We start from the raw sequence: 22851 nt of genomic DNA on the forward strand, positions 1-22851 counted from the left end.
CATTCGTACGCTGGAGGTGCCTGAACAATAACAATGGAGGCCCTGGCCATGACCCTGGGAATCGATTACCTGAATGCCTTGCTGCAAGAAGACCGTGAGCAGGGCATCTACCGCTGCAAGCGCGAAATGTTCACCGACCCGCGGCTGTTTGACCTGGAGATGAAGCACATCTTCGAAGGCAACTGGCTGTACCTGGCTCACGAAAGCCAGATCCCCAACGTCAACGACTTCTACACCACGCAGATGGGTCGCCAACCCATCTTCATCGCCCGCAACAAGGCCGGCGAGCTGAACGCCTTCCTCAACGCCTGCAGCCACCGTGGCGCCATGCTGTGCCGGCACAAGACCGGCAATCGCAGCTCCTACACCTGCCCGTTCCACGGCTGGACCTTCAACAACTCCGGCAAGCTGCTGAAAGTGAAGGACCCTAAGGAAGCCGGTTACCCCTCAAGCTTCAATTGCGAAGGCTCCCATGACCTGACCAAGGTCGCGCGCTTCGAGTCCTACCGCGGCTTCCTGTTTGGTTCCCTGGACCCGGATGTACCGTCGCTTGTGGAACACCTGGGCGAATCCGCCAAGATCATCGACATGATCGTCGACCAGTCCCCCGAAGGCCTGGAGGTGCTGCGTGGCTCCAGCAGCTACGTCTACGAAGGCAACTGGAAGCTGACCGCCGAGAACGGCGCCGACGGCTACCATGTCAGCGCCGTGCACTGGAACTACGCCGCTACCCAGCAACAACGCCAGCAGCGCGAGGCCGAAGCGGCCGCCAAGACCATGAGTGCCGGTGGTTGGGCCAAGCAGGGCGGCGGTTTCTACTCATTCGACAAGGGCCATATGCTGCTGTGGACCCGCTGGTCTAATCCCGAAGATCGTCCGCTGTACGAGCGTCGTGACGAGCTGGCGCAGCACTTTGGCAGCGCCCGTGCCGACTGGATGATCCAGAACTCGCGCAACCTGTGCCTGTACCCCAACGTCTACCTGATGGACCAGTTCAGCTCGCAGATACGCATTGCCCGACCCATCGACGTCAACCGCACCGAGATCACCATCTACTGCATCGCGCCCAAGGGCGAGAGCGATGCCGCCCGTGCCCAGCGCATTCGTCAATACGAGGACTTCTTCAACGTCAGCGGCATGGCCACCCCCGATGACCTGGAAGAATTCCGCTCTTGCCAGATGGGCTACCAGGGCAGCACTACCGCCTGGAACGACATGTCCCGTGGCGCCGAGCATTGGGTGGAGGGCGCCGACCAGGCCGCCCAGGAGATTGACCTGCACCCGCTACTCAGCGGTGTACGTACCGAAGACGAAGGCCTGTTCGTGATGCAGCACAAGTTCTGGCAGGAAACCATGATCAAGGCCCTGCAGGCCGAGAATGCCAAGCGCATCGACGTGGAGGTGGTGCAATGACGATCGCCTACGAGACGGTACGCGACTTTCTGTTCCGCGAAGCCCGCTACCTGGACGACAAGGACTGGGATAACTGGCTGGAACTGTACGCGCCGGACGCCAGCTTCTGGATGCCTAGCTGGGACGATAACGACGAACTGACCGAGGACCCGCAGCGCGAGATCTCCTTGATCTGGTACGGCCGCCGTGACGGTTTGGAAGACCGCATTTTCCGCATCAAGACCGAACGATCCAGCGCCAGCGTGCCCGACACCCGCACCTCGCACAACCTGAGCAACATCGAGCTGCTGGAACAGGCTGATGGTGTCGCCAAGGTGCGTTTCAACTGGCACACCCTGAGCTTTCGCTACAAGACGGTCGACAGTTACTTCGGCACCAGCTTCTACACCCTCGATACCCGTGGCGAGCAGCCATTGATCAAGGCCAAGAAGGTGGTGCTGAAGAACGACTACGTGCGCCAGCTGATCGACATCTACCACATCTGAGGCGGCCATCATGACTTACAAGATCGCACTGAATTTCGAAGATGGCGTCACCCGTTTCATCGACAGCAGCGCCACCGAGACCGTGGCCGACGCCGCCTACCGCCAGGGCATCAACATCCCCCTGGACTGCCGCGATGGCGCCTGCGGCACCTGCAAATGCTTCGCCGAGGCGGGCAAGTACGACCTGGGCGAGGAATACATTGAAGATGCCCTGACCGAGGAGGAAGCGGCCCAAGGCTTTGTGTTGACCTGCCAGATGCGCGCGCAAAGCGACTGCGTGGTGCGCGTGCCGACGTCTTCGGACGTGTGCAAGACCAAGCAGGCGAAGTACGAGGCCACCATCAGCGCCGTGGAGCAATTGTCCGACAGCACCATCGCCCTGAAAATCAAGGGCGATGCTCTGAGCCAGTTGGCCTTCCTGCCGGGCCAGTACGTGAACCTGCAAGTGCCGGGCAGCGAGCATACCCGGGCGTACTCCTTCAGTTCGTTGCAACGCGATGGCGAGGTGAGCTTCCTGATTCGCAATGTGCCTGGCGGCTTGATGAGCAGCTTCCTGACCAGTCTGGCCAAGGCCGGGGACAGCATGACGCTGGCAGGCCCGTTGGGCAGCTTTTACCTGCGCGATATACGCCGACCGCTGTTATTGCTGGCCGGTGGCACAGGCTTGGCGCCAGTCACCGCTATGCTTGAACGTATCGCCGAGCAGGGCAGCGAGTACCCTGTGCACTTGATCTATGGCGTGACCCACGACATTGACCTGGTGGAAACCGCGCGGCTGGAGGCCTTGGCGGCGCGCATTCCGAACTTCACCTTCAGCGCCTGCGTGGCCAGCCCGGACAGCAGTCACCCGCGCAAGGGCTACGTGACCCAGCACATCGAGCCAGGGCACCTCAATGAGGGTGATGTCGACGTCTACCTGTGCGGCCCGCCGCCGATGGTGGAGGCGGTGAGCGCTTACCTGCGCGACCAGGCCATCGTGCCCGCCAACTTCTACTTCGAAAAATTCGCCGCCGCCTGATACCCATCACCGTAGCCGCTGCCGAAGGCTGCGCTGGCCCTGAGCCCCACTGGAGATATTCAGGGTTCACACAGGCCAGCGCAGCCTGGCGGCAGCGGCTACAGAGGACACCTCATGAATCGATTCGAGAACAAAATCGCCCTGGTCACCGGCGCCGCCCAAGGCATCGGCCTGCGTGTGGCCCAACGCCTGGCGGGCGAAGGCGCGCGCCTGGTGCTGGTGGACCGCTCCGAGCTGGTCTACGAGCTTGAACACCTGCCTAACAAGCCACTGGTGCTCACTGCCGATCTTGAACAACATGAAGAATGCGCCCGCGTCGTCGCCGCAGCGCTCAAGCACTTCGGCCGTCTGGACATTCTGATCAACAACGTCGGGGGCACGATCTGGGCCAAGCCCTTCGAACACTACGAGCCGCAGCAGATCGAAGCCGAAGTGCGCCGCTCGTTGTTCCCCACCCTGTGGTGCTGCCATGCCGCGTTGCCGGTCATGCTGGAGCAGGGCGCAGGGGCAATCGTCAACGTCTCGTCCATCGCCACGCGTAGCCTCAACCGCGTGCCCTACGGCGCGGCCAAGGGTGGTGTCAATGCGCTCACCGCGTGCCTGGCCTTTGAAACTGCCGGGCGTGGCGTGCGCGTCAATGCTACCGCCCCAGGCGGCACCGAAGCACCTCCACGGCGCATCCCGCGCAACAGCGCCGAGCAAACTGAACAGGAAAAAGTCTGGTACCAGCAGATCGTCGACCAGACCCTAGATAGCAGCCTGATGCACCGGTACGGCACGGTGGACGAGCAGGTGGGGGCGATCCTGTTCCTGGCCTCGGACGAAGCTTCCTACATTACTGGCGTGACCTTGCCGGTAGGTGGAGGTGACCTAGGGTGAGCAAAGCCCAGTGGCTGGATTGAAGGATTCGTAACCCATAACAACAGGTATAAATGACCATGACCGTGAAAATTTCCCATACGCCTGAGCTGCAGGCATTTTTCCAGCAAGTCAGCGGCGCTGGCAGCAGTCAGGGCAGCCCCAGGGCCAAGCAGATCCTGCTGCGTCTGGTCAGCGAACTGGCACGCGTACTGGAAGATCTGGAGGTGACTGACGACGAGTTGTGGGGGGCGGTTGACTACGTGAATCGTCTGGGTGCCAGTAACGAAGCCGGCCTGTTGGTGGCGGGGCTGGGCATCGAGCACTTCCTGGATTTGCTGCATGACGCGCGGGACGCCCGCCAGGGCAACACGGGTGGCACGCCGCGCACCATCGAAGGTCCGCTGTACGTGGCGGGCTCCCCGTTGAGCCAGGGCGAGGCGCGGATGGATGATGGCAGCGAGGAGGGTGTCGCCACGCCGCTGTTTATCCGCGGTGTGGTGCGTGACATTGAAGGCAAGCCCGTTGCCGGTGCTTTGGTTGACCTGTGGCATGCCAACACTCAAGGTACTTACTCCTACTTTGATTCCAGCCAATCGGATTACAACCTGCGCCGCCGCATTGTCACCGATGCGCAAGGACGATACCGCGCGCGGTCCATCGTGCCGTCCGGTTATGGCTGCAACCCGGCAGGGCCTACACAGGAATGCCTGGACCTGTTGGGGCGTCATGGTCAGCGACCTGCACACATCCACTATTTCATTTCCGCAGCCGGCTATCGCCACCTGACCACCCAGATCAATCTGTCCGGGGAAAAGTACCTGTGGGATGACTTTGCGTTTGCCACCCGCGATGGCCTTGTGGGCCAGGTTGTGTTCAGTGAAGCGGGTGCCGCCGAACAGGCGGCCGGGGTGAGCGGTCGGTTTGCCGAGCTTGAGTTTGACTTCCAGTTGCAGCCTGCGGCTGTGCCGGCTGAGCAGCAGCGCAGCAATCGCCCGCGGGCCCTGCAGAGCGCGTGAACTTCATGCTGCGCCCGCAGCGACTATGAAGCGCAGGAAACAACCGGTGTAGTCGCGCAAGCGGTTACACCGGTTCACGTTTAACGACAGTCGTACGATGCGCCCGCGTTAACGTTGCCGCCCTTGTAGTGCAACATGCTCGGGAACTTGCAAAGTGGGTGCTCCACGGTCTTGTCCGTGTTGGCCAGCATGACCCGCCCTGGCGGTTGCTGGTGCTCTACCCAACTGACCAATTGCTGGTACAGCTGCCCTTTCACCGGCAACGGAGGCGCAGCCGCCGGGCTCACGCCGGGGATGCCGTCCGCCGAGCCGACCCTCATCAGTTTTAGTGCTGGATGGCCGCAGCCGGCGTGCTCCGTGAGTGCCAGCGTCGAACGCTGGCCTGGCAGGCGCGCTCGCCGGCTTCAAGTAGGCTGTGAGCGCAAGATGGGCAGCGGTTTTCGCAACAACAGGCCCACGGCAACGCTCGACAGCAGCGCTGCCAGCCCGGCCGCCACCAGCACGCTATGAAAAGCACTGCGAAAGGCCAGCGGCGCCCACTCTGCAACGTGCGCCGACACCGACGCGGGCAACCGTGCCAGTACTGAGGGCAAGTCACCGGCGGCCACTCGGGTAGCCACCTCAGCCACGGGTAGTGACGCGGGCAGCAGGCCTTGGAGGGCCATCGTCAAGGCCTGGTGCAACTGACTCGACAGCAAGGCGCCGTAGGCACCAAACGCCAGCAAAATTGAACTGAACCGCATGGTCGTGCTCATGCCCGAACCCATGCCGACACGGTCGCGCGGTATGCACATCATGATGTTTTTCTGCGAGTCGCCGTTGAGCAGCCCGGCACCGGCACCGGTCACGACCATGGCTAGGGCGAAGGCTTCGTAACGGCCGCTGGCCGTGGCCCAGGCACACAGCAGGTTGCCGGTGCCGACCAGGCCCAGGCCTATGGCCGTCATGGTGGCCGGCGAGTAGTGCGGTGCCAGGCGGGCACCGATGCGTGGGCACACCAGCATGGCCAGGGCAAAGGGCAGCATGCCCAGGCCCGAGGCGATGGTGGAAAACCCCAGGCCATTCTGCAGGTAGAAAGGCAGCAGCGTCATCATCACCTGCGCGGTGCCGGCGTAGGCGAACATACCCAGCAATGCCCCAATGAAGCGGGGATGGCGAAACAGTTGCAGATCGACCATGGGCCGGCGCTGCACCTTTTCCACCCAGACAAACCCGCCCAACATGGCCGCGCCGGCGGCCAGGCGTAGTAATGTCGACGGGTTTTCCCAACCGATGCGGTTGGCTTCAATCAGGCCCCACACCAGCAGGACCAGGCTAGTGCTGAAGGTCAGGCTGCCCCAAGGGTCCAGCCGCGCTGCCTGGCTGTCCGCAGACTCGTCGATGACCCGGATGACGGCCCACATCAAGGCAAGGCCGATGGGCAGGTTGAGCAGGAAAATCCAGCGCCAGCCTACCGTGGCGGTGATGACACCACCTGTGACGGGCGCCAAGGTGATCACCACGCCCATGCAAGCACCCCAGAATGCCCAGGCCTTGGCGCGTTGTTGATCATCGTGAAAGGCATGGCCAATGCACGCCAGTGCGGAAGTCAGCAGCATGGCGGCCCCAACGCCTTTCACGGCGCGGGCTAAGTCCAGCATCAGGCTGGTGGGGGCCAGGCCGCAGCCCAGGGACGCCAAGATGAACAGCGCCAGACCACCCAGCAACAGGCGCTTGCGGCCAAAGCGGTCGGCCAGGCTGCCGGCCGGCAACAGCAATGACGCGAAGCTGAGCATATAGGCGCTCACTACCCACTCGATGTCAGCCAAGCCTGCGCCTAGGTCACGGGCGATACTGGGCAAGCTGACGGCGACAATGTTGGTGTCGAGAATGATCAGAGAGCAGGCCGCAGAGGCCACCAAAAGGGTCTGCCGCGGATGTGTCACGGAAGCAGGAACTGACATGATGAAGCACTCAAAGGTAACGTATTGCCAGCTTAATACGGGCTTGCCAAGGTATTATTAGCCGACAATGGTTGGTTAATTGCCTAAAAGGTAATCTAGTATGGAGCTTCGGCATTTTCGCTATTTTCTGGCGGTGGCCCGCTTTGGCAGTTTCAGCCTGGCCGCCAGTCAGTTGGGCATCGCGCCACCCACCTTAACTCGGCAGATTCAGGACATGGAGGCCCAGTTGGGGGCGCGGCTATTCGCTCGACAAGCGCGCAAGGTCAGCCTAACCCAGGCCGGTGAGGTGCTGCAGGTGCAAGCGGCGTTGGCGGTTCGGCAGTTCGAGCAAGCGCAGCAGCACGCAAGGCAGGCAGCACGTGGGGAGACCGGCAGCATCGAAATAGGTTATGTGGCCTCAGCGGTGTACTCGGGTGTGCTGCAGCATCAATTGCAGGGTTTTACCGAGCTTTACCCCGAGGTCCTGCTCAATGTCCGTGAGCGCCCCATGGCGTCATTACCCGAGCAGGTAGCTCAAGGCCGGCTAGACATAGGTATCGTTCGTGCGCCCCTTGCCCTTCCCGACGGCGTCGAGTCAATAAATCTGCCCCCCGAAGGGTTTGTATTGGCGCTGCCGGACCATTCGCCGCTGTGCCGTTTTGCCACTGTGAGTGGGGCGCAGTTGGTGCAGGCGACGTTTATCCTGCCAGAGCAAATCAATGGCACGCTGCAGTTGGCCGCCCAAGCCGGGTTTGCGCCGCGGCTGGGGCCGCAGCCCGGTAGCTTGGTAGCGGTGTTGGCATTGGTTTCCCTGGGGCAGGGCGTTGCCGTAGTGCCCGAGTCGTTGGTGGGGCGCGTGGCATTGCCTGGCGTGGTATACAGGCCATTCAAGGACACGACTGCAATCTCCTGGCTCGCGGTGCTCCACAGACGCTTCGAGCGGGCGGCAGCGGTGCAGCACTATATCGAATACGTGAGTGCAAAGGCCGTCTGAGCGGGTCAGTCTTGCACCACAGCAGTCAGGGTGTGCTTGATCCATTCGTACAGGTTGAGCCCATCGGCCGACAGTTCGCCTGCAGACCGACGGCACAGGTAATAGGCGCGGCCATCGTCCACCTCGCGCTCGGACAAACGCACCAGCGACCCATCGGCCACCCGGTCCGCTACCAGCGGGGCGCGCAACAGCGCACACCCCAACCCCGTCAATGTGGCCGTCAACGCCAGTTGCCCATCTTCGAACAGCAACCCGTTCAACGCGCCAGCGTGCTTGAGTTCGGCCGCCTGAAACCACTGACCCCAGGTGCCGCGTTCCTCGTCATGCAGCAGGGGCAGGTCGATCCACGCCTGGTCATGGGTGAAGGGTCCGTGCTGCGCATGAAACGCCCGGCTGCAATAGGGGCTGACGGCGCCGCTGAGCAGCACCTCGCTGTGATACCCCGGCCAGTGCCCGGTACCGAACCGGATGGAGATGTCCGCTGCATCACTGGGGTAACTGCGGTGGTTGGCGTAAGTCACGTTGATGTCCAACCCCGGGTTGTCCGCCAGGAAGCTGCCCAGCCGTGGAATGAACAGGTTGAAACCGAACATGGGAATCAGACTGATGGTGACCTGGCGCGTGGCCGACTTTTCCAACACGTGCTCGGTGGCGCTGCGCAATACCGCGAAGGCTGAGCGGATAGCGCGGTAGTACTCGCGGCCTTCTTCGGTGAGCACCAGGTTGCGGCCCTGGCGCAGGGTCAGCGGTTGTTGCAGGAAGGTTTCCAGCAAGCGCAACTGATGGCTGACCGCCGAGGCGGAGATGTCCAGCTCGCGTGCGGCGGCGTTGACGCCGCCGTGCCGGGCGAAGGCTTCGAAGGTGCGCACGGCGCGCAGGGGAGGGTCATTGGGTAATCGTTCTGTTTTATTCATGTGTTGAATTTAGCACAGCTTTAGATGCTGATAAAACCCCTGTTTTTATTCAAGTGTTGAAGCGTATTTGCGCGAATACCCCATGGAATAAGCATATGAACTTTAGATAGTTGATAAAAACAGAATAGATAATTACCGTGCCGACTTCTCGCTTCTCGGAATTGATCGATTCACATGGATACTTTTATCCAGCAGGTCCTCAACGGGCTCCTGCTTGGCAGTCTTTATGCCCTGATTGCCCTGGGCTACACCATGGTCTACGGCATCCTGCGCATCATCAACTTCGCCCATGGCGACCTGTTGATGGTGGGCGCGCTGGTGGGGCTGTCGGTGTTGCACGGGCTGCAGGCGGTCTTTCCACAGCTGCCGGGGGCCGTCGATCTGCTGCTGGCAAGCGTGGTGGCCATGGCTGCGTGCGCACTGCTGGCCATGCTGATCGAGCGCGTGGCCTACCGTCGCCTGCGCAATGCCCCGCGCCTGGCGCCGCTGATCAGTGGCATCGGCGTGTCGCTGCTGCTGCAAACCGTGGCCATGCTGGTGTGGTCGCGCAACCCGTTGATGTTCCCGCAGCTGCTGCCCATGGACCCCATCCAGGTGACGCCGGGGCCGACCGGTGCAATCACCAATGCCACCGCGCTGATCACCATCACGGTGGCCGTGCTGGTCATGGCCGGTCTGTGGCTGCTGGTAGAGCGCACCCGGCTGGGGCGATCGATGCGCGCGGTGGCGGAGAACCCGCAGGTCGCCAGCCTGATGGGCATCAACCCCAACCAGGTGATCGTGCTGACGTTTGCCATCGGTGGCGCCCTGGCGGCATTGGCCGGCATCATGATGGCCAGTAACTACGGCAGCGCCAATTTCTACATGGGCTTCTTGCCCGGCATCAAGGCGTTCACCGCCGCGGTGCTGGGCGGCATCGGCAACCTGCGCGGGGCCATGCTGGGCGGCATTCTGCTGGGGCTGATCGAAGCCCTGGGCACCGGCTACCTGGGGCAGGCCACCGGTGGGGTGTTCGGCAGCAACTATCAGGACGTGTTCGCCTTCATGGTGTTGATCGCGGTGCTGGTGCTTCGGCCTTCGGGCCTTCTGGGTGAAAGGCTGGCGAGTCGCGCATGAATACTTCACTGACTGCTGTAATGCCGCAGGCCAAGGCGCGCCTGGGGTTGGTGCTGCTGGCCGCGGGCATCCTGCTGGCGCCATGGCTGGTGGGCCAGGCTGGCGGCAATGCCTGGGTGCGTACCCTGGATTTTGCCTTGCTGTACCTGATGCTGGCCCTGGGGCTGAACATTGTGGTCGGCTATGCCGGGTTGCTGGACATGGGCTTTATCGCGTTCTATGCGGTGGGCGCGTACCTCACCGCGTTGCTGGCGTCGCCGCACTTGACCAGCCAGTTCGCTGTGTTGGGGGCCTGGTTTCCCCAAGGGCTGCATGTGAGCGTGTGGGCCATCGTGCCCCTGGCGGCCTTGCTGGCGGCAGGCTTCGGTATGTTGCTGGGCGCGCCCACCTTGCGCTTGCGCGGTGATTACCTGGCCATCGTCACCCTGGGGTTTGGCGAGATCATCCGTATTTTCATGCGCAACCTGGACCGCCCGTTGAACATCACCAATGGCGCCAAGGGTATTTCCTCGGTAGACCCGGTGAGCCTGTTTGGCGTCAGCCTGGCGCGCACCCAGGACATTTTCGGCCTGCGCGTGCCCTCGGTGTACCTGTATTACTACCTGTTTGCCGTGCTGGCGCTGGTCATCGTGTTCGTCTGCCTGCGCCTGGAGCACTCGCGTATCGGCCGCGCCTGGGTGGCGGTGCGTGAAGACGAGCAAGCCGCCAGTGCCATGGGCCTGGACACCAAGCGCCTGAAGCTGTTGGCCTTCGCCATGGGCGCTGCCTTCGGGGGCGTCAGTGGCGCGATGTTCGCCTCGTTCCAGGGCTTCGTTTCGCCTGAATCCTTCAGCCTCAACGAGTCCATCGTGGTGCTGGCCATGGTGGTGCTGGGCGGCATGGGCCATATCCCCGGGGTGATCCTGGGCTGCCTGCTGCTGGCAGCACTGCCTGAACTGCTGCGCGCCAGCATGGGCCCGCTGCAGCAGACGTTGTTTGGCCAGGTGCTGATAGACCCGGAAATCATCCGGCAACTGATCTACGGCCTGGCCCTGATCCTGGCGATGCTGTATCGCCCGGCAGGCCTGTGGCCGGCTTCGCGAGGTGCCCGATGATCACTCCCTTGCTGCAGATTGATGGCGTGCGCAAGCAATTTGGCGGGGTGACGGCGCTGGACGGCGTGAGCCTGACCATCGCCCCCGGCCACGTCCATGGCCTGATCGGCCCCAACGGCGCTGGCAAGACCACCTTTTTCAATGTGATGACCGGGCTGTACACCGCCGACAGCGGCCGCTTCGTGCTGGACGGCCAGACCTATGTGCCCAGCGCCGTGCATAAGGTGGCCCAGGCGGGCATTGCCCGCACGTTCCAGAATATTCGCCTGTTCAATTCGATGTCGGTGCTGGAGAACGTGATGGTCGGCCGCCATGTGCGTACCCGCAACGGGGTATGGGCGGCGCTGACGCGTCACCGTCGCGCCCGTGATGAAGAGCGCGAAACCCGCGAGTTGGCCCGGCACCTGCTCGATTACGTGGGCATCGGCCAATGGGCCGACAGCCGCGCCGATGCCTTGTCCTATGGCCACCAGCGGCGCCTGGAAATTGCCCGCGCGCTGGCCACCGAGCCACGCCTGCTGGCGCTGGATGAACCCGCGGCCGGTATGAACGCCACAGAGAAAGTGCAACTGCGCAGCCTGCTGGAAAAGATTCGCGATGACGGCCGCACCGTGCTGCTGATCGAGCACGACGTCAAATTAGTGATGGGCGTGTGCGACCGCCTCAGCGTGCTGGACCACGGCACGCTGATTGCCGAAGGCGCGCCCGAGCAGGTACGTCGTCATCCCGCGGTGATCAAAGCTTACCTGGGGGGCTGTGCCCATGTCTGAACCCTTGCTGCATATCCGCGACCTCAAGGTGCGCTACGGCGCCATCGAGGCGGTAAAAGGCATTGACCTGCACGTGCAGGCCGGTGAGCGAGTCACGCTGATCGGCGCCAATGGCGCTGGCAAGACCTCCACCCTCAAGGCCCTGGCCGGGCTGTTGCCGGCAGCGGCCGGTGACATCCGTTTTGCCGGGGCGTCGATTGTCGGCACGCCGGCCCACCGCCTGCCGGGTCAAGGCCTGGCCCTGGTGCCGGAAGGCCGGGGCATTTTCAGCCGCATGAGCGTGCTGGAGAACCTGCAGGCCGGTGCCCACCTGCGCCGCGACCGTCAGCAGGTCAGTGACGAAATAGAAGGCCTGTTTGCCCACTTTCCGCGCTTGCGCGAACGCCTGACGCAAGCGGCCGGGCTGTTGTCCGGCGGCGAGCAGCAAATGCTGGCGCTGGCCCGGGCGCTGCTGTCACGGCCGCGCTTACTGGTGCTCGATGAGCCGTCCATGGGCCTGGCGCCGTTGATGGTGGAAAAGATTTTCCAGGTGATCGACAGCGTCTGCCAGGCCGGCATGACCTTGTTGCTGGTGGAACAGAACGCCCGCCTGGCGTTGCAGGTGACTGACCGCGCCTACGTGATGGACAGCGGCCGCATTACTTTGAGCGGGGCGTCGGCGCAGTTGCTGGACGACCCGCAGATACGCGCCGCCTACCTGGGCGAATGAATTGATTTGAACCCGTGATACCACCGGACCGCCGGCGTGTTCTTACTAGCAGTGTGGCTGCCAGCAGCCCGGACTCTTGACAGGAAATAACCATGAACCACGTTTTCAAACGCGCAGCCCTGGTGGGCCTGGCCCTCAGCAGCCTGGCCAGCGCCATCGCCCAGGCCGATCAGGACATTCTCATCGGCCTGGCCGGCCCGCTGACCGGCCCGTCGGCGCGGATCGGCAAGGACCTGGAAAACGGCGCACAGTTGGCCATCAGCGACGCCAACGCCAGGCACCCGACCCTGGGGGGCAAGCCGGTGACCTTCAAGCTGGTCAGCGAGGATGACCAGTCTGACCCGCGCACCGCCGTCACCGTGGCCCAGCGCCTGGTCGACGCCGGTGTAGTCGGCGTGGTCGGCCACTGGAACACCGGCACCAGTATCCCGGCGGCGCGGGTCTACCATGACGCCGGCATCGCCCAGGTTGCGCCAGTGGCCACCGGGCATGCCTATACTCAACAGGGCTTCGACACCAGTTTCCGCATCATGGGCCACGACGATGACGGCGGCCAGGTGGCGGGCCAGTACGCCCTGCAAACGCTCAAGGCCCAGCGCATCGCCGTGATCGACGACCGCACCGCCTTCGGCCAGGGCCTGGCCGACCAATTCGTCAAAGCCGTGGACGCCAAGGGCGGCAAGGGCGGCAAGGTGGTTGCCCGTGAATACGTGGACGACAAGACCATCGACTTCAGCGCCGTGCTGACCACCATTCGCGCGCAGAACCCGGACCTGATCTTCTTCGGCGGCGTCGATTCCCAGGCCGCGCCCCTGGCCCGCCGCATCAAGCAGTTGGGTATCAAGGCGACGCTGATGGGCGCTGGTGGTTTCGTCAGCCAGACCTTCCTGCAGCTGGCGCAGAACGACGGCGAAGGCGTGACCGCCCTGGAACCCGGCCTGGCCGTTGCGCAGATGCCCGGTGGCAAGGCGTTTGAGGCGGCGTACCGCGAGCGGTTCAAGGCGCCGATCGAGCTGCACGCACCGTTTGCCTATGACGGCGTGGGCGTGCTGATCGCGGCCATCGAGAAGGCCGACTCCACCGACCCGCAGAAGTACCTGCCGGTACTGCGGGCCAGCAACTACCAGGGCGTCACCGGCACCATCGCCTTTGATGCCCAGGGCAACCTGAAGAACCCGTCGTTCACCGTGTACCAGGTCAAGGCCAACCAGTGGCAGCCGGTCAGCGTCGCCCACGGCGGCCAGTAACTTCATCATCGTGGCGCAGGCAGCCCCTGCGCCCTCACAGGAGACAACTTCATGAGCAGTCATGACGGTGAACTGGGCATTCTGGCCCGCCGGCGCATTGAAGCCGAAATCATCAAGCCCATCTACGAGATTCTCAAGCGCGAGCACGGCCAGGCCCATGCGGCCGCGGTGATCGGCGAGGCGGTGGGCAACGCGGCCATCAAGGCCGGCCGCGACTTCGCCGCCAAGGAAGCGGGCGGCGCCGACCTGCAAAGCTTTGTCGAACTGCAGGTGCTGTGGGAAAAAGACGACGCCCTCAAGGTGGAGGTCATCGCCAGCGACGCACAGCATTACGACTACGACGTGAAACGCTGCCGCTACGCCGAGATGTACCACGAAATGGGCCTGGGCGAGATCGGCCACCTGCTGTCGTGCAACCGCGATGAACTGTTCATCGTCGGCTATAACCCCGAAATCGAACTCACCCGCACCCAGACCATCATGGGCGGCGCGCCGCGCTGCGATTTCCGCTACCGCGCCAAGCTCGAAGGCGGTCAGCCATGAGCCTGGACGTGCGCATCGATGGCGAGCGCCTGTGGCAATCGCTGATGGACATGGCCCAGCATGGCGCCACGCAGAAAGGCGGCGTGTCGCGCCTGGCCCTGACTGAAGAGGATCGTCTGGGTCGTGACCTGTTCGTGCGCTGGGCCAGGGAGGCTGGCTGCCAGGTGCGCGTCGACACCATGGGCAATGTCTTCGCCCGCCGCGAGGGCCGTGACCCGGCGCTGGCGCCGGTGATCACCGGTTCCCACGGTGACTCGCAGCCGGCGGGCGGCAAGTTCGACGGTATCTACGGCGTGCTGGCCGGCCTGGAAGTGGTGCGTACGCTGAACGATCACGACATTCAGACCGATCGGTCCATCGAGGTGATCAACTGGACCAACGAAGAAGGTTCGCGTTTTGCCCCGGCGATGATCGCCTCGGGCGTGTATGCCGGGGTGTTCGACCTTGAGTACGGCCTGTCGCGCATCGACGCCAAGGGCGTGACCCTGGGCCAGGCATTGGCGCACATCGGCTATGCCGGTGAGCATCCCTGCCAGGTGACGCCGATTCACGCCGCGTTTGAATTACACATCGAACAAGGACCCATTCTGGAAGCCGAGGACATCACTATTGGCGTGGTCACCGGCGCCCAGGGGCAACGTTGGTATGAAGTGGAGCTGACAGGCCGCAGCGCCCATGCCGGCACCACGCCCATGGACCACCGCCTGGACGCCTTGCTGGGCTTTGCCCGCGTGGTGGAGGCGGTCAATGGCCTGGGCCTGGCCCAGGGCGCGGAGGGCAGGGCGACGGTGGGCCTGGCCAATGTGTTCCCCAATTCGCGCAACGTGGTGCCGGGGCGGGTGTTCTTCAGTGTCGAGTTTCGCCATCCTGATGAGGCGGTGCTGGCGGTGCTTGATGGGCAACTGCGCGAGGCGGTGCAGGCCATTGCCGAAGGGATCGGCTTGCAGTGGCAGGTGGAGCAGATCTTCCAGTATGCGCCAATTGCCTTCGATGCCGAGTGCGTCGACACCGTGCGCCAGGCTGCCGAGGCGCTGGGCTACAGCCATCGTCCCATCATCTCGGGGGCGGGGCATGATGCCTGCTACCTCAACCGCGTGGCGCCGACGGCAATGATCTTTGTGCCGTGCGTGGAGGGGTTGAGCCATAACGAGGCGGAGCATATTCACCCGCACTGGTCGCAGGCGGGGGGAAATGTGTTGTTGCAGGCGATGTTGGCCAAGGCCTTGTCAGCATGAAATCTGGCCGACAGCTAACGCCTTGAGAGCGGGTGGTCGGCATCGCTACTAAAGTCGACTGCTACGCAGTCCATGGTAGCGGTCAGCCTTGTTCGCGATTCCCGCATCTACCGCTACGAGGACACGCGTCCCCGTAGAGGTAGATGCGGGCCAAGTGCCGACCGAGTAGCGGTTATAAAACGCTTTCCAGTGTCTGGGCGACGGCCAGCAAATGTACATCCTTTCCTGGCAGACCATCGATCTCCAACCCGATGGGCAACCGGGTTCTCGATGACAGCCCTACGGGTAGGCTGATGCCCGGCAGTCCCGCGACGCTTCCTGGATCGGTATTGCGGATTTGACGGCTGAAGGCGGCGAAGCTGGACGCCTCGATGCTGCAAATATCCGCGACGTCTGGCGTGGTGGGGAATACGAGGCCGTCCAGGCGATGTTGTTTGAAAGCATGGGCAAACGCATGGATCAGTGCCGGTCGATGCACCTCCAGCGCCTCACGGTACACTGGCGCCAACTCCAGCAGCGCATGATCGGCGCCCGGCAGCTTGCGCGGCAGGATGTAATCGTCGAAAAGCTGCTTGACGCTGCGGCTGGCGATCTGGCTGGCGACGTCGGCAGGCGTAAGCCCCGTGCCATGTTCGATCAAGTAGTTGGCCAGTGTGTCCAACCCTTCGTAAAGGGCCAGGGGCATGCTGGCTTGTCTGCTCAGCTCCAACAACCCATCAATACGGACCGGCACCAAGGTCACGCCAGCAGCTTGCAGTGCCTTAAGGGCGTTGCCACAACCTTCCGCCACCTCATCACTGAGGTCGTCCCATAGTGCTTCCACCACGCCCAGGCGCAGGGTGGAAGGCAGCGGTGCTGACGCCGCCGCCTCGCTGGTCAGGACATTGTCGAGCAACAGCAGGTCGGCCACCGAGTGGGTGATGAGGCCGGGCGTGTCTCGAGTTTCGGAAATGGGCGTGATGCCTGTGCGCGGATAGCGTCCAACAGTCGGACGGTACCCCACGCAGCCGTTGAGTGCCGCAGGTTGGCGCACTGAACCGCCGGTATCGGTACCCAATGCGGCAGGGACCAGGCGCGCCCCGACTGCGCTACCGCTCCCGGATGAAGAGCCGCCAGCGATGCGGGTTGGGTCGACTGCGTTGCGCACGCCGATGGTGCCTGGCACATGAAACCCCTCGTTGTAGCCCGAACTGCCATAGGCCAGTTCCTGCATATTGGTTTTACCCAGAATAATAGCCCCGGCTGCCACCAACGCCTCGACGATGGGCGCATCGGCGTCGGGTATGAAATGGCTCAGGGCAGGCGTGCCGGCGGTATTGGGCAGGCCCCTGACATGGATGTTGTCCTTGACCGCGATGGGCACGCCGCCCAGAGGCAAGCGTTGCTTGTCCTCTGGGGGCAGCAGGTCGTAGGCATCGGCCAGCAACCGGGCACGCTGACTGTCCACGCAGATAAACGCATTGAGATCGCGCCGCTCCTCGATCCTGGCCAGGTACAGGTCGACCAGTGCCCGGCTGGTGGTGTCGCCGTTGCTTAAGGCCGCAGCCGTCTGGGTCAGGGTCAGGTCCCGGAGCTTGGGCTCTGCAAGGGTGACAGGTGCGGCAGGGCGGCCACCAGGCAGCGCTTCGACCCGTCGTTGTGGCTCGCGATTGATCGCCAGCCGCAAGACGTCCGGGCGCGAGTAGTGACCCACCGGGTCCAGCGCAGCCTTGGCCAGGTAGATGCGCGCCAGATCGACCTCGGCGTAAAGAATCCCTTCCTTGTCAGGGGCAATGGGCTCGCACAACGGCGCGCCGTCAGGGCCATAAATCATCGCGTAGCCACCGCCCTGAAGCAGTAGTTCGGCTTTTTCCGGCGTATCCACCAGTAACTCATGCATCGCCGGGTCGACAATGGCACAGGGCGCCAGCACAAAACATTGACCCTCCAGTGCGTAGACCTGGGAGGCGGCGTTGTTGGCGGCAGCGCTCAGCTGGAAAGCGGCGCCGGGGTACACCGAGAAGCTTGGCCAGGCCGCCACATGCACCTGCTCGTGCTGTGCGTACATCGCGTATTTGGACAGCGGCTGCAGGTGTTCGGCGCAGTTCAGTGCACCGACTTTGCCCAGCACCGTGTCGACCACTACCAGGTCGCTGCCGTCCCCTTCGCCGAACACCGCGCGTTCAACGTGGGTGGGTTTGAGCTTGCGACGGTTGCTCAGGCAGGTGCCATTGTCGTCGATCGTCGCCTGAGACAGATAGAGAGTACCGGCCACCCGCTCCACGTATCCCATCACCACGTGAATTCGATGCTGCGCTGCGGCCCGGCACAGCCGCAAGAAGTGAGCATCCCCATACACCATTGCGTTTTCGCAATAGCGCTGCACGAAGCGCATGCCACCGGCCGGCGATTCGGTCCAGATCCACCAGGGATAGCCAGGCAGCCACACCTCGGGGAAGGCGATCAAGGCCGCGCCCTGACGCGCTGCGTCCTCGATCAGGCGTATGGCCTTGTCCAGGCTTGCGGGGAGGTCCAGAAAGACCGGGGCCGCCTGGACAGCTGCGACCTTGTACGGCGGGGTGGGGTGGGTATGAGTCATTGCAGGATCCGCTCCTATGGCGTCAGCGAGGTATGCCTGACTCTAGCGTGCGAGCAACCCTGTGCCTCTCCTCAAAAATGATGAGTCAGGCGTCGAAGTGGCGTGACAACTGTGTGCGGTTGACGCATTCCAGTTTAGCCATGGCATTTTTCAAGTGCGTACGTACCGTGGTGAACGCGATGCCCAATTCCCGTGCGATCTGCTTGTCCGTTGCACCACGAGCGACCCACTGCGCGACTTCGGTTTCGCGCTGGGACAGGGGGGAATCTGCTTGCGCTGGCGGGCATAGCGCCCTGACGAAAAACGGCGTGAGCTCCTTGAGGATTCGCTCCTCACGCTCTCCGAATGGAGGATCACCAGCTGCCCGCCACAGGCGAAGATCACCCAAGTCGCGACCCTGATCGACGAAGTAGACATTGATGCCGTGGTTCATGTGCGCCGGCTTGAGAAAGTCGTGATAGAACTGGCTGTGCAGCAGGTTCGGTCGATGAATGACGCGGTCGACGCTGGTGGCTTCGCGCACCGTGCGCATCGCGGGGGTGATCAGATCAACCTGGTGGAAGAAAGTGTCATAACCGTCCAGGTGCGCCTCATCAATGTTCACCGAACAACGACGGGTCGAGCGCTGCTGTTGGTCATCCCAGACAAAGGACGCCGCGAAGTCGGCCTGCAGCAAATGAGCGACCTGCGCAAGCACCGCAGCACGCGCGTCGGGCTTGCCCCTGTACTCACACAGTTGCCATACCACCTGCGCGACGCCATCCACCTGGTTGTTTCTCGACATGCTACCCATTGGGCCTCCCTGATTCATGCAATCTGGCAAAACTGAGCAAGCTTCGCGCCACTCGCCACCCATTGCGTTGTCATGTGCCCAACTGGATGGGGGTGCATATTTCCAAAATGCATGAATAAGTTATTTTTTATTCTTTTGGATTTGAAAACGACACCCGCATAGTAGCCCCCTTTTTCAAGCGGATGCTTTAAGTCTGGGAGGCAAGTGATGGATATCGATCATATTTCCCGCAATCAGGTGATCGATCAATGGTTCAGGAAAGAATACCGCTGGTTGCGCGCCTGGGTCAGAAAAGACACAGACTGTTCGCACAGTGCCGAGGATATCGCCTCCGAGACATTCATTCAGGCCTTGACGCTTAAAGACCTGCTGGCCGTGCGTGCGCCCCGACCTCTGCTGAGTACCATTGCCCGCCGATTGATGTACGAAGGGTGGCGCCGTCGCGATCTGGAGCGGGCGTACATGGCGCGACTGAGTGCACAAGCCGAAGGGTTGCACCCCTCGCCTGAAGAACAGCATTTGATCCTGGAAGCCTTGTACGCGGTGGACCGCCTGCTGGATGGCCTGTCCAGCAACGCACGCACCGCTTTTCTTTACCACCAGTTGGACGGCATGACGTACCCCCAAATCGGTCGATTGCTGGGGGTGTCTCCCACCCGTGTGCAGCAGTACATGGCCCAGGCCATCAAACGTATTTACCTGGTGATGGAGCACGCATGAGCCACAACGACCACCGTGCCATCGATGAGGCTGCGCAATGGCTGGCACTCCTGATGTCTGGCCATGCCAGCCAGGACGAGCAGCGAGCCTTTGCCGCCTGGCGAGACAGTCACCCACGGCATGCGGAATTGATCGCCCGAATGGGCGGCGGGCTGGCTCAAGTGCCGCTCGACACCTTGCGCCCAGTTCCCCGGCAAACCGTGCTGGGCACCGTGAATACGCCCTCCACCCGACGCCGCTTCCTGGGTAAAAGCCTGTCGGTGGTCGGGCTGGGGGCGCTGGCCTGGAGCCTGGGTCGGCTGTACGGTTTTATCCCCGAGGCCGGGCAATTGCAGACCAGTACCGGCGAGCGTCGTTCGCTGACACTGGAGGACGGCAGTGCGCTGACCTTGAACGCGCAAAGCCGGGTGGTAGTGCGCTTCGACAGTGTCCAGCGGCTGGTATTGCTGCGTTGTGGTGAATTGCTGGTGGACGTGGCGCGTGACCCGGGCAGGCCGTTCGTGGTGGAAACCGAACACGGCCGCATGCAAGCCCTGGGCACACGTTTTCTGGTGCAGCGCCGCGACGACCGGACCCGCCTGGTGATGTTGCATTCGGAAGTTGAAATCACCACACGCTCGGGCCTCAAGCGGGTGGTCAAGGCAGGGGAGGCGGCCAGTTTCGATGAGCAGGGTTACCTGGCCGTGGAGCCTGCCAGTGGCTATGACGACGCCTGGGCGGACGGTTTGCTGGAGGTGCGCGAAAGCACGCTGGGCGATGTGGTGGAGCACCTGCGCAAATACCGCCGCGGCATCATCGTGGTCAGTCCACAGGTGGCGGATCTGCGCATTACCGGCTTGTACTTTCTGGATGACAGCGACCGCACCTTGAAACTGCTGGAGCGCTCGTTGCCGTTGAGTATTCATTACTACTCGCCTTATTGGGTCAGCATCGAGCCACGCGGCTGACAACCTGGCGCTCGCCCGCCTGTGCGGCTCAGTGGAGGGGGGACAAAAAATATTTCCCCCCCCTGTTTATTTTTCGCGGTTGTTTCACCTATCCCCATCAAAACACGTTTGCAGAGGCGATGTATGGGGTATCTGAAGGGATCGGTATTGGCGCTCGGGCTGCTCAGCGGTGCGTGCCTGGGGCAGGCCACGGCGGCCCCATTGCCACCGAACAAGGTAGTTCACTTCGATTTGGCCGCATCAGCCCTGGATCAAGCGCTGCTGCAGATATCCCGCCAGGCCGGCGTGCCCATCTCGTTCCAGGGGCGCTCGCTGCAAGGTATCAAAAGCAATCCGGTCAAGGGTGAGTTGACTGTGGAACAGGCTGTCGACCAGGCGCTGCGTGGCACCGGCCTGCATGGCGTGCAGAGTGACATCGGCCTGAGCATCGAGCCCGATGCCGCCCCTGTCAGCACTGACACCCGCCTGAAAACGGTCACCGTGACCGGCCAGCAAGTTCGCCCCCCGAAAGTCAACTCCGGGGCATTGGGCAGCGCCAGTGCGCTGGATACGCCTTTTTCGGTGGTTCAGGTCGACAGTGAGGAGCTCAAGGACCGTCAGGTCAAGGCTTTGAACAAGGTATTTGTCGGCGACTCGACGGTGCAGAGCAATGGTGATACCTATTCTCTGACCGCCAGCAACCTGACGGTGCGCGGCGTGCGCCTTGATAATGCCGGCAGCTACAAGATCAACGGCTTGCCGATCTTCATTACCACCCTTGAGTTGCCGATGGAGACGTTCGAGTCGGTGCAGTTGCTCAAGGGGGCCACGGGCTTCATGTACGGCTTCGGCGCGCCCGGGGGCGTGGTGAACTTCGTCACCAAGAAACCCACCGAGGAAACCACCCTGAGCGTGGATGCCGGTGTGCGTTCCAACAGTGTCTGGAGTGAACACGTGGATGTCGGGGGGCGGACCGGGCCGGAAGATGCTTTCGGTTACCGTCTCAATGCCACCCACGAGGAGGGTGAAACACCCACGCGCTCCCATGTGAATCGTGACTCGTACTCGTTGTCCCTGGATGCGCGCATCAACCCGGACCTGACATGGACCGCCGACACGATGTATCAGGAGCGGGTCATCAACGGTGGCATCCAGAACTATCGCCTGCCCAGCTACACCGGTGGTTCCAGCCTGCCCAGCGTGATCAACCCCGACAGTAATCGCCAAGGGATCAACAACACCTCGTTCCGTACCCGAGCCTGGATGGTGGCCACTGGCCTTCACTGGAGCATCAATGACGACTGGTCGGCGAGCCTGGATTACAACCACTTCTTTCAGAACCGCAACTACCTCTCTGAGTACCCAACGTTGTTGAACAAGGCGGGGGATTACCAGGACTGGATCAGTACCGGTAATGGCACGGCGGTCTACGACCAGGTGCAGGCCATGTTGCAAGGCAACTTCAGCACCGGCCCCATCGGGCACAAAGTCGTGTTGGGGGTATCGTGGCAGGACTATGATCGCCGATCAGCTACCACCTCACTGTTCAAGACCATCGGCAACAATAACCTGTACAGCGACCCGACGCGCATCACCTATACAGGCCAGCTTGATTTCCCGACGTATCACGTATCGGACATCACGCAAAAATCCATTTTCGCCAGCGACACCTTTGATCTCACGCATGGCTGGTCGTTGCTCACTGGCCTGCGCTCGACCATTTACACCCAGGATGTCTACAACGCCTCAGGTGTGCAGACCACCGACTACAGGGAAGTTCCGCTGTCGCCAACCGTGGCGCTGATGTACAAGCCCCGCCCCGACACAACGTTCTACGCCAGCTATGTCAAGGCACTGGAGGCGGGCGAGACCGTCGGTTCCACCTACACCAACTCGGGCGATACCCTGGACCCGATTCTCAGCAAGCAGTTCGAGGTTGGCGTCAAGACCGATCGCCCAACGTGGGGCGGTTCGGTAGCCATATTCCGCCTTGAGCGCGGGGCTGACTATGCCGACAGCACCGGCGCCTATGTGCAGGGTGGCGAGCAAGTCTACAAAGGCCTGGAACTCAACGGCCGCCTGAACGTGACGGACACCACCACACTCAACAGCAGTTCGACTTGGCTGGACGCCACGTTCACCAAGGCCCAGGCCGCCCTGGTAGGCAACAAGGTGTCGGGTGTGCCGCGCTTTCAGCAAAGCCTGGAGCTGAGTCAGAGAGTACCGGCTTTGGACGGGCTCAACCTGTACACCAACGCACAGTACTACAGCGCCTCCCAGGCCAATGACACCAACACCATCGACCTGCCGGGCGTGACCCTGTTCGGCGCTGGTGCCAACTACAGCATCCCGGTAGGCCGCCACGAGGTCACCTTGCGTGCGGCGATGGACAACATCGCCAACCGGCGCTACTGGGCGTTTGCGTCCAGCGGGTCGGTGTACCTGGGTGCCCCGCGAACCCTGTCGTTCAACGTCAGCTTCGACTACTGATACCCGG

General features: G+C 62.6%; 21 protein-coding genes and 1 pseudogene. 16 read left to right on the forward strand and 6 right to left on the reverse strand.

The genetic code is table 11. The features are described 5' to 3' along the window. The first annotated feature begins 48 nt into the window (after positions 1-48). The 5 genes from benA to catA all read left to right on the forward strand — a co-directional run bounded on the left by benA (position 49) and on the right by catA (position 4793). A complete protein-coding gene (benA, locus tag RAM80_RS31415) occupies positions 49-1413 on the forward strand; it encodes a benzoate 1,2-dioxygenase large subunit (RefSeq protein ID WP_416427794.1) in 1365 nt (454 codons plus the stop codon). Further along, the gene (benB, locus tag RAM80_RS31420; protein ID WP_416427795.1) at positions 1410-1898 is read left to right on the forward strand and encodes a benzoate 1,2-dioxygenase small subunit; all 489 of its coding nucleotides are present in this window, start codon (positions 1410-1412) and stop codon (positions 1896-1898) included. Before benA ends, benB begins: the two co-directional genes overlap by 4 nt. A 10-nt stretch (positions 1899-1908) precedes the next feature. Beyond that, a complete protein-coding gene (gene benC / locus RAM80_RS31425; RefSeq protein ID WP_416427796.1) occupies positions 1909-2916 on the forward strand; it encodes a benzoate 1,2-dioxygenase electron transfer component BenC in 1008 nt (335 codons plus the stop codon). A 114-nt stretch (positions 2917-3030) separates the two neighbouring features. Further along, entirely contained in the window at positions 3031-3795 is a 765-nt protein-coding gene (locus RAM80_RS31430; RefSeq protein WP_416427798.1) for a 1,6-dihydroxycyclohexa-2,4-diene-1-carboxylate dehydrogenase, read from the forward strand. A 59-nt stretch (positions 3796-3854) separates the two neighbouring features. Continuing rightward, on the forward strand, positions 3855-4793 hold the full coding sequence (catA, locus tag RAM80_RS31435) for a catechol 1,2-dioxygenase (RefSeq protein ID WP_416427799.1): 939 nt from the start codon (positions 3855-3857) through the stop codon (positions 4791-4793). Between the two features lie 80 nt (positions 4794-4873). On the opposite strand, the gene RAM80_RS31440 is transcribed toward catA, so the two are convergent. After that, positions 4874-5113: a tannase/feruloyl esterase family alpha/beta hydrolase gene (locus tag RAM80_RS31440; RefSeq protein WP_416427801.1), complete on the reverse strand. Its 240-nt coding sequence runs from the start codon at positions 5111-5113 to the stop codon at positions 4874-4876. Between the two features lie 84 nt (positions 5114-5197). After that, a complete protein-coding gene (locus tag RAM80_RS31445; RefSeq protein ID WP_416427802.1) occupies positions 5198-6736 on the reverse strand; it encodes an MFS transporter in 1539 nt (512 codons plus the stop codon). A gap of 100 nt (positions 6737-6836) precedes the next feature. Between RAM80_RS31445 and RAM80_RS31450 the strand changes: the two genes are divergently transcribed. Further along, positions 6837-7709, forward strand: coding sequence for a LysR family transcriptional regulator (locus RAM80_RS31450; RefSeq protein WP_416427803.1), 873 nt, complete (start codon positions 6837-6839; stop codon positions 7707-7709). A 5-nt stretch (positions 7710-7714) separates the two neighbouring features. Here the strand turns inward: RAM80_RS31450 and RAM80_RS31455 are convergent, their stop codons facing one another. Beyond that, a complete protein-coding gene (locus RAM80_RS31455; RefSeq protein ID WP_416427804.1) occupies positions 7715-8623 on the reverse strand; it encodes a LysR substrate-binding domain-containing protein in 909 nt (302 codons plus the stop codon). Between the two features lie 174 nt (positions 8624-8797). Here RAM80_RS31455 and RAM80_RS31460 point away from each other — a divergent pair, with 174 nt between their 5' ends. The 7 genes from RAM80_RS31460 (at position 8798) to RAM80_RS31490 (ending at position 15337) form a co-directional block, all read left to right on the forward strand. Next, the gene (locus tag RAM80_RS31460) at positions 8798-9739 is read left to right on the forward strand and encodes a branched-chain amino acid ABC transporter permease (RefSeq protein ID WP_416427805.1); all 942 of its coding nucleotides are present in this window, start codon (positions 8798-8800) and stop codon (positions 9737-9739) included. Further along, complete coding sequence (locus RAM80_RS31465; protein WP_416427806.1) at positions 9736-10833, forward strand: ABC transporter permease subunit; 1098 nt, start codon at positions 9736-9738, stop codon at positions 10831-10833. The genes RAM80_RS31460 and RAM80_RS31465 overlap by 4 nt, the downstream gene beginning before the upstream one ends. Then, a complete protein-coding gene (locus RAM80_RS31470; RefSeq protein WP_416427617.1) occupies positions 10830-11603 on the forward strand; it encodes an ABC transporter ATP-binding protein in 774 nt (257 codons plus the stop codon). The genes RAM80_RS31465 and RAM80_RS31470 overlap by 4 nt, the downstream gene beginning before the upstream one ends. Further along, entirely contained in the window at positions 11596-12312 is a 717-nt protein-coding gene (locus RAM80_RS31475) for an ABC transporter ATP-binding protein (RefSeq protein ID WP_416427618.1), read from the forward strand. Before RAM80_RS31470 ends, RAM80_RS31475 begins: the two co-directional genes overlap by 8 nt. A gap of 92 nt (positions 12313-12404) precedes the next feature. Next, on the forward strand, positions 12405-13559 hold the full coding sequence (locus tag RAM80_RS31480; RefSeq protein WP_416427619.1) for a branched-chain amino acid ABC transporter substrate-binding protein: 1155 nt from the start codon (positions 12405-12407) through the stop codon (positions 13557-13559). A 51-nt stretch (positions 13560-13610) separates the two neighbouring features. Continuing rightward, the gene (locus RAM80_RS31485; RefSeq protein WP_416427620.1) at positions 13611-14102 is read left to right on the forward strand and encodes an L-2-amino-thiazoline-4-carboxylic acid hydrolase; all 492 of its coding nucleotides are present in this window, start codon (positions 13611-13613) and stop codon (positions 14100-14102) included. Further along, positions 14099-15337, forward strand: a complete 1239-nt coding sequence (locus RAM80_RS31490) for a Zn-dependent hydrolase (protein WP_416427621.1) — start codon at positions 14099-14101, stop codon at positions 15335-15337. Before RAM80_RS31485 ends, RAM80_RS31490 begins: the two co-directional genes overlap by 4 nt. A 172-nt stretch (positions 15338-15509) precedes the next feature. On the opposite strand, the gene iaaH is transcribed toward RAM80_RS31490, so the two are convergent. The 3 genes and pseudogenes from iaaH to RAM80_RS31505 form a co-directional block, all read right to left on the reverse strand. Next, positions 15510-16958 (reverse strand): indoleacetamide hydrolase, encoded by a 1449-nt coding sequence (iaaH, locus tag RAM80_RS31495; protein ID WP_416427809.1) that lies wholly within the window; start codon positions 16956-16958, stop codon positions 15510-15512. Continuing rightward, positions 16959-17915 (reverse strand): annotated as a pseudogene (locus RAM80_RS31500) (carbon-nitrogen hydrolase family protein); the annotation flags it as partial. It abuts the gene before it with no gap. Positions 17916-18000: 85 nt separating this feature from the next. After that, positions 18001-18699, reverse strand: a complete 699-nt coding sequence (locus RAM80_RS31505) for a helix-turn-helix transcriptional regulator (RefSeq protein WP_416427622.1) — start codon at positions 18697-18699, stop codon at positions 18001-18003. Between the two features lie 216 nt (positions 18700-18915). Between RAM80_RS31505 and RAM80_RS31510 the strand changes: the two genes are divergently transcribed. The 3 genes from RAM80_RS31510 (at position 18916) to RAM80_RS31520 (ending at position 22844) form a co-directional block, all read left to right on the forward strand. Next, on the forward strand, positions 18916-19428 hold the full coding sequence (locus RAM80_RS31510; RefSeq protein WP_416427623.1) for a sigma-70 family RNA polymerase sigma factor: 513 nt from the start codon (positions 18916-18918) through the stop codon (positions 19426-19428). Continuing rightward, entirely contained in the window at positions 19425-20375 is a 951-nt protein-coding gene (locus tag RAM80_RS31515) for a FecR domain-containing protein (RefSeq protein WP_416427624.1), read from the forward strand. Before RAM80_RS31510 ends, RAM80_RS31515 begins: the two co-directional genes overlap by 4 nt. A gap of 123 nt (positions 20376-20498) precedes the next feature. Then, on the forward strand, positions 20499-22844 hold the full coding sequence (locus RAM80_RS31520; protein WP_416427625.1) for a TonB-dependent siderophore receptor: 2346 nt from the start codon (positions 20499-20501) through the stop codon (positions 22842-22844). Positions 22845-22851 lie beyond the last annotated feature (7 nt).

It is taken from the genome of Pseudomonas sp. App30 (genome assembly GCF_047947025.1).
GTDB lineage: Bacteria > Pseudomonadota > Gammaproteobacteria > Pseudomonadales > Pseudomonadaceae > Aquipseudomonas.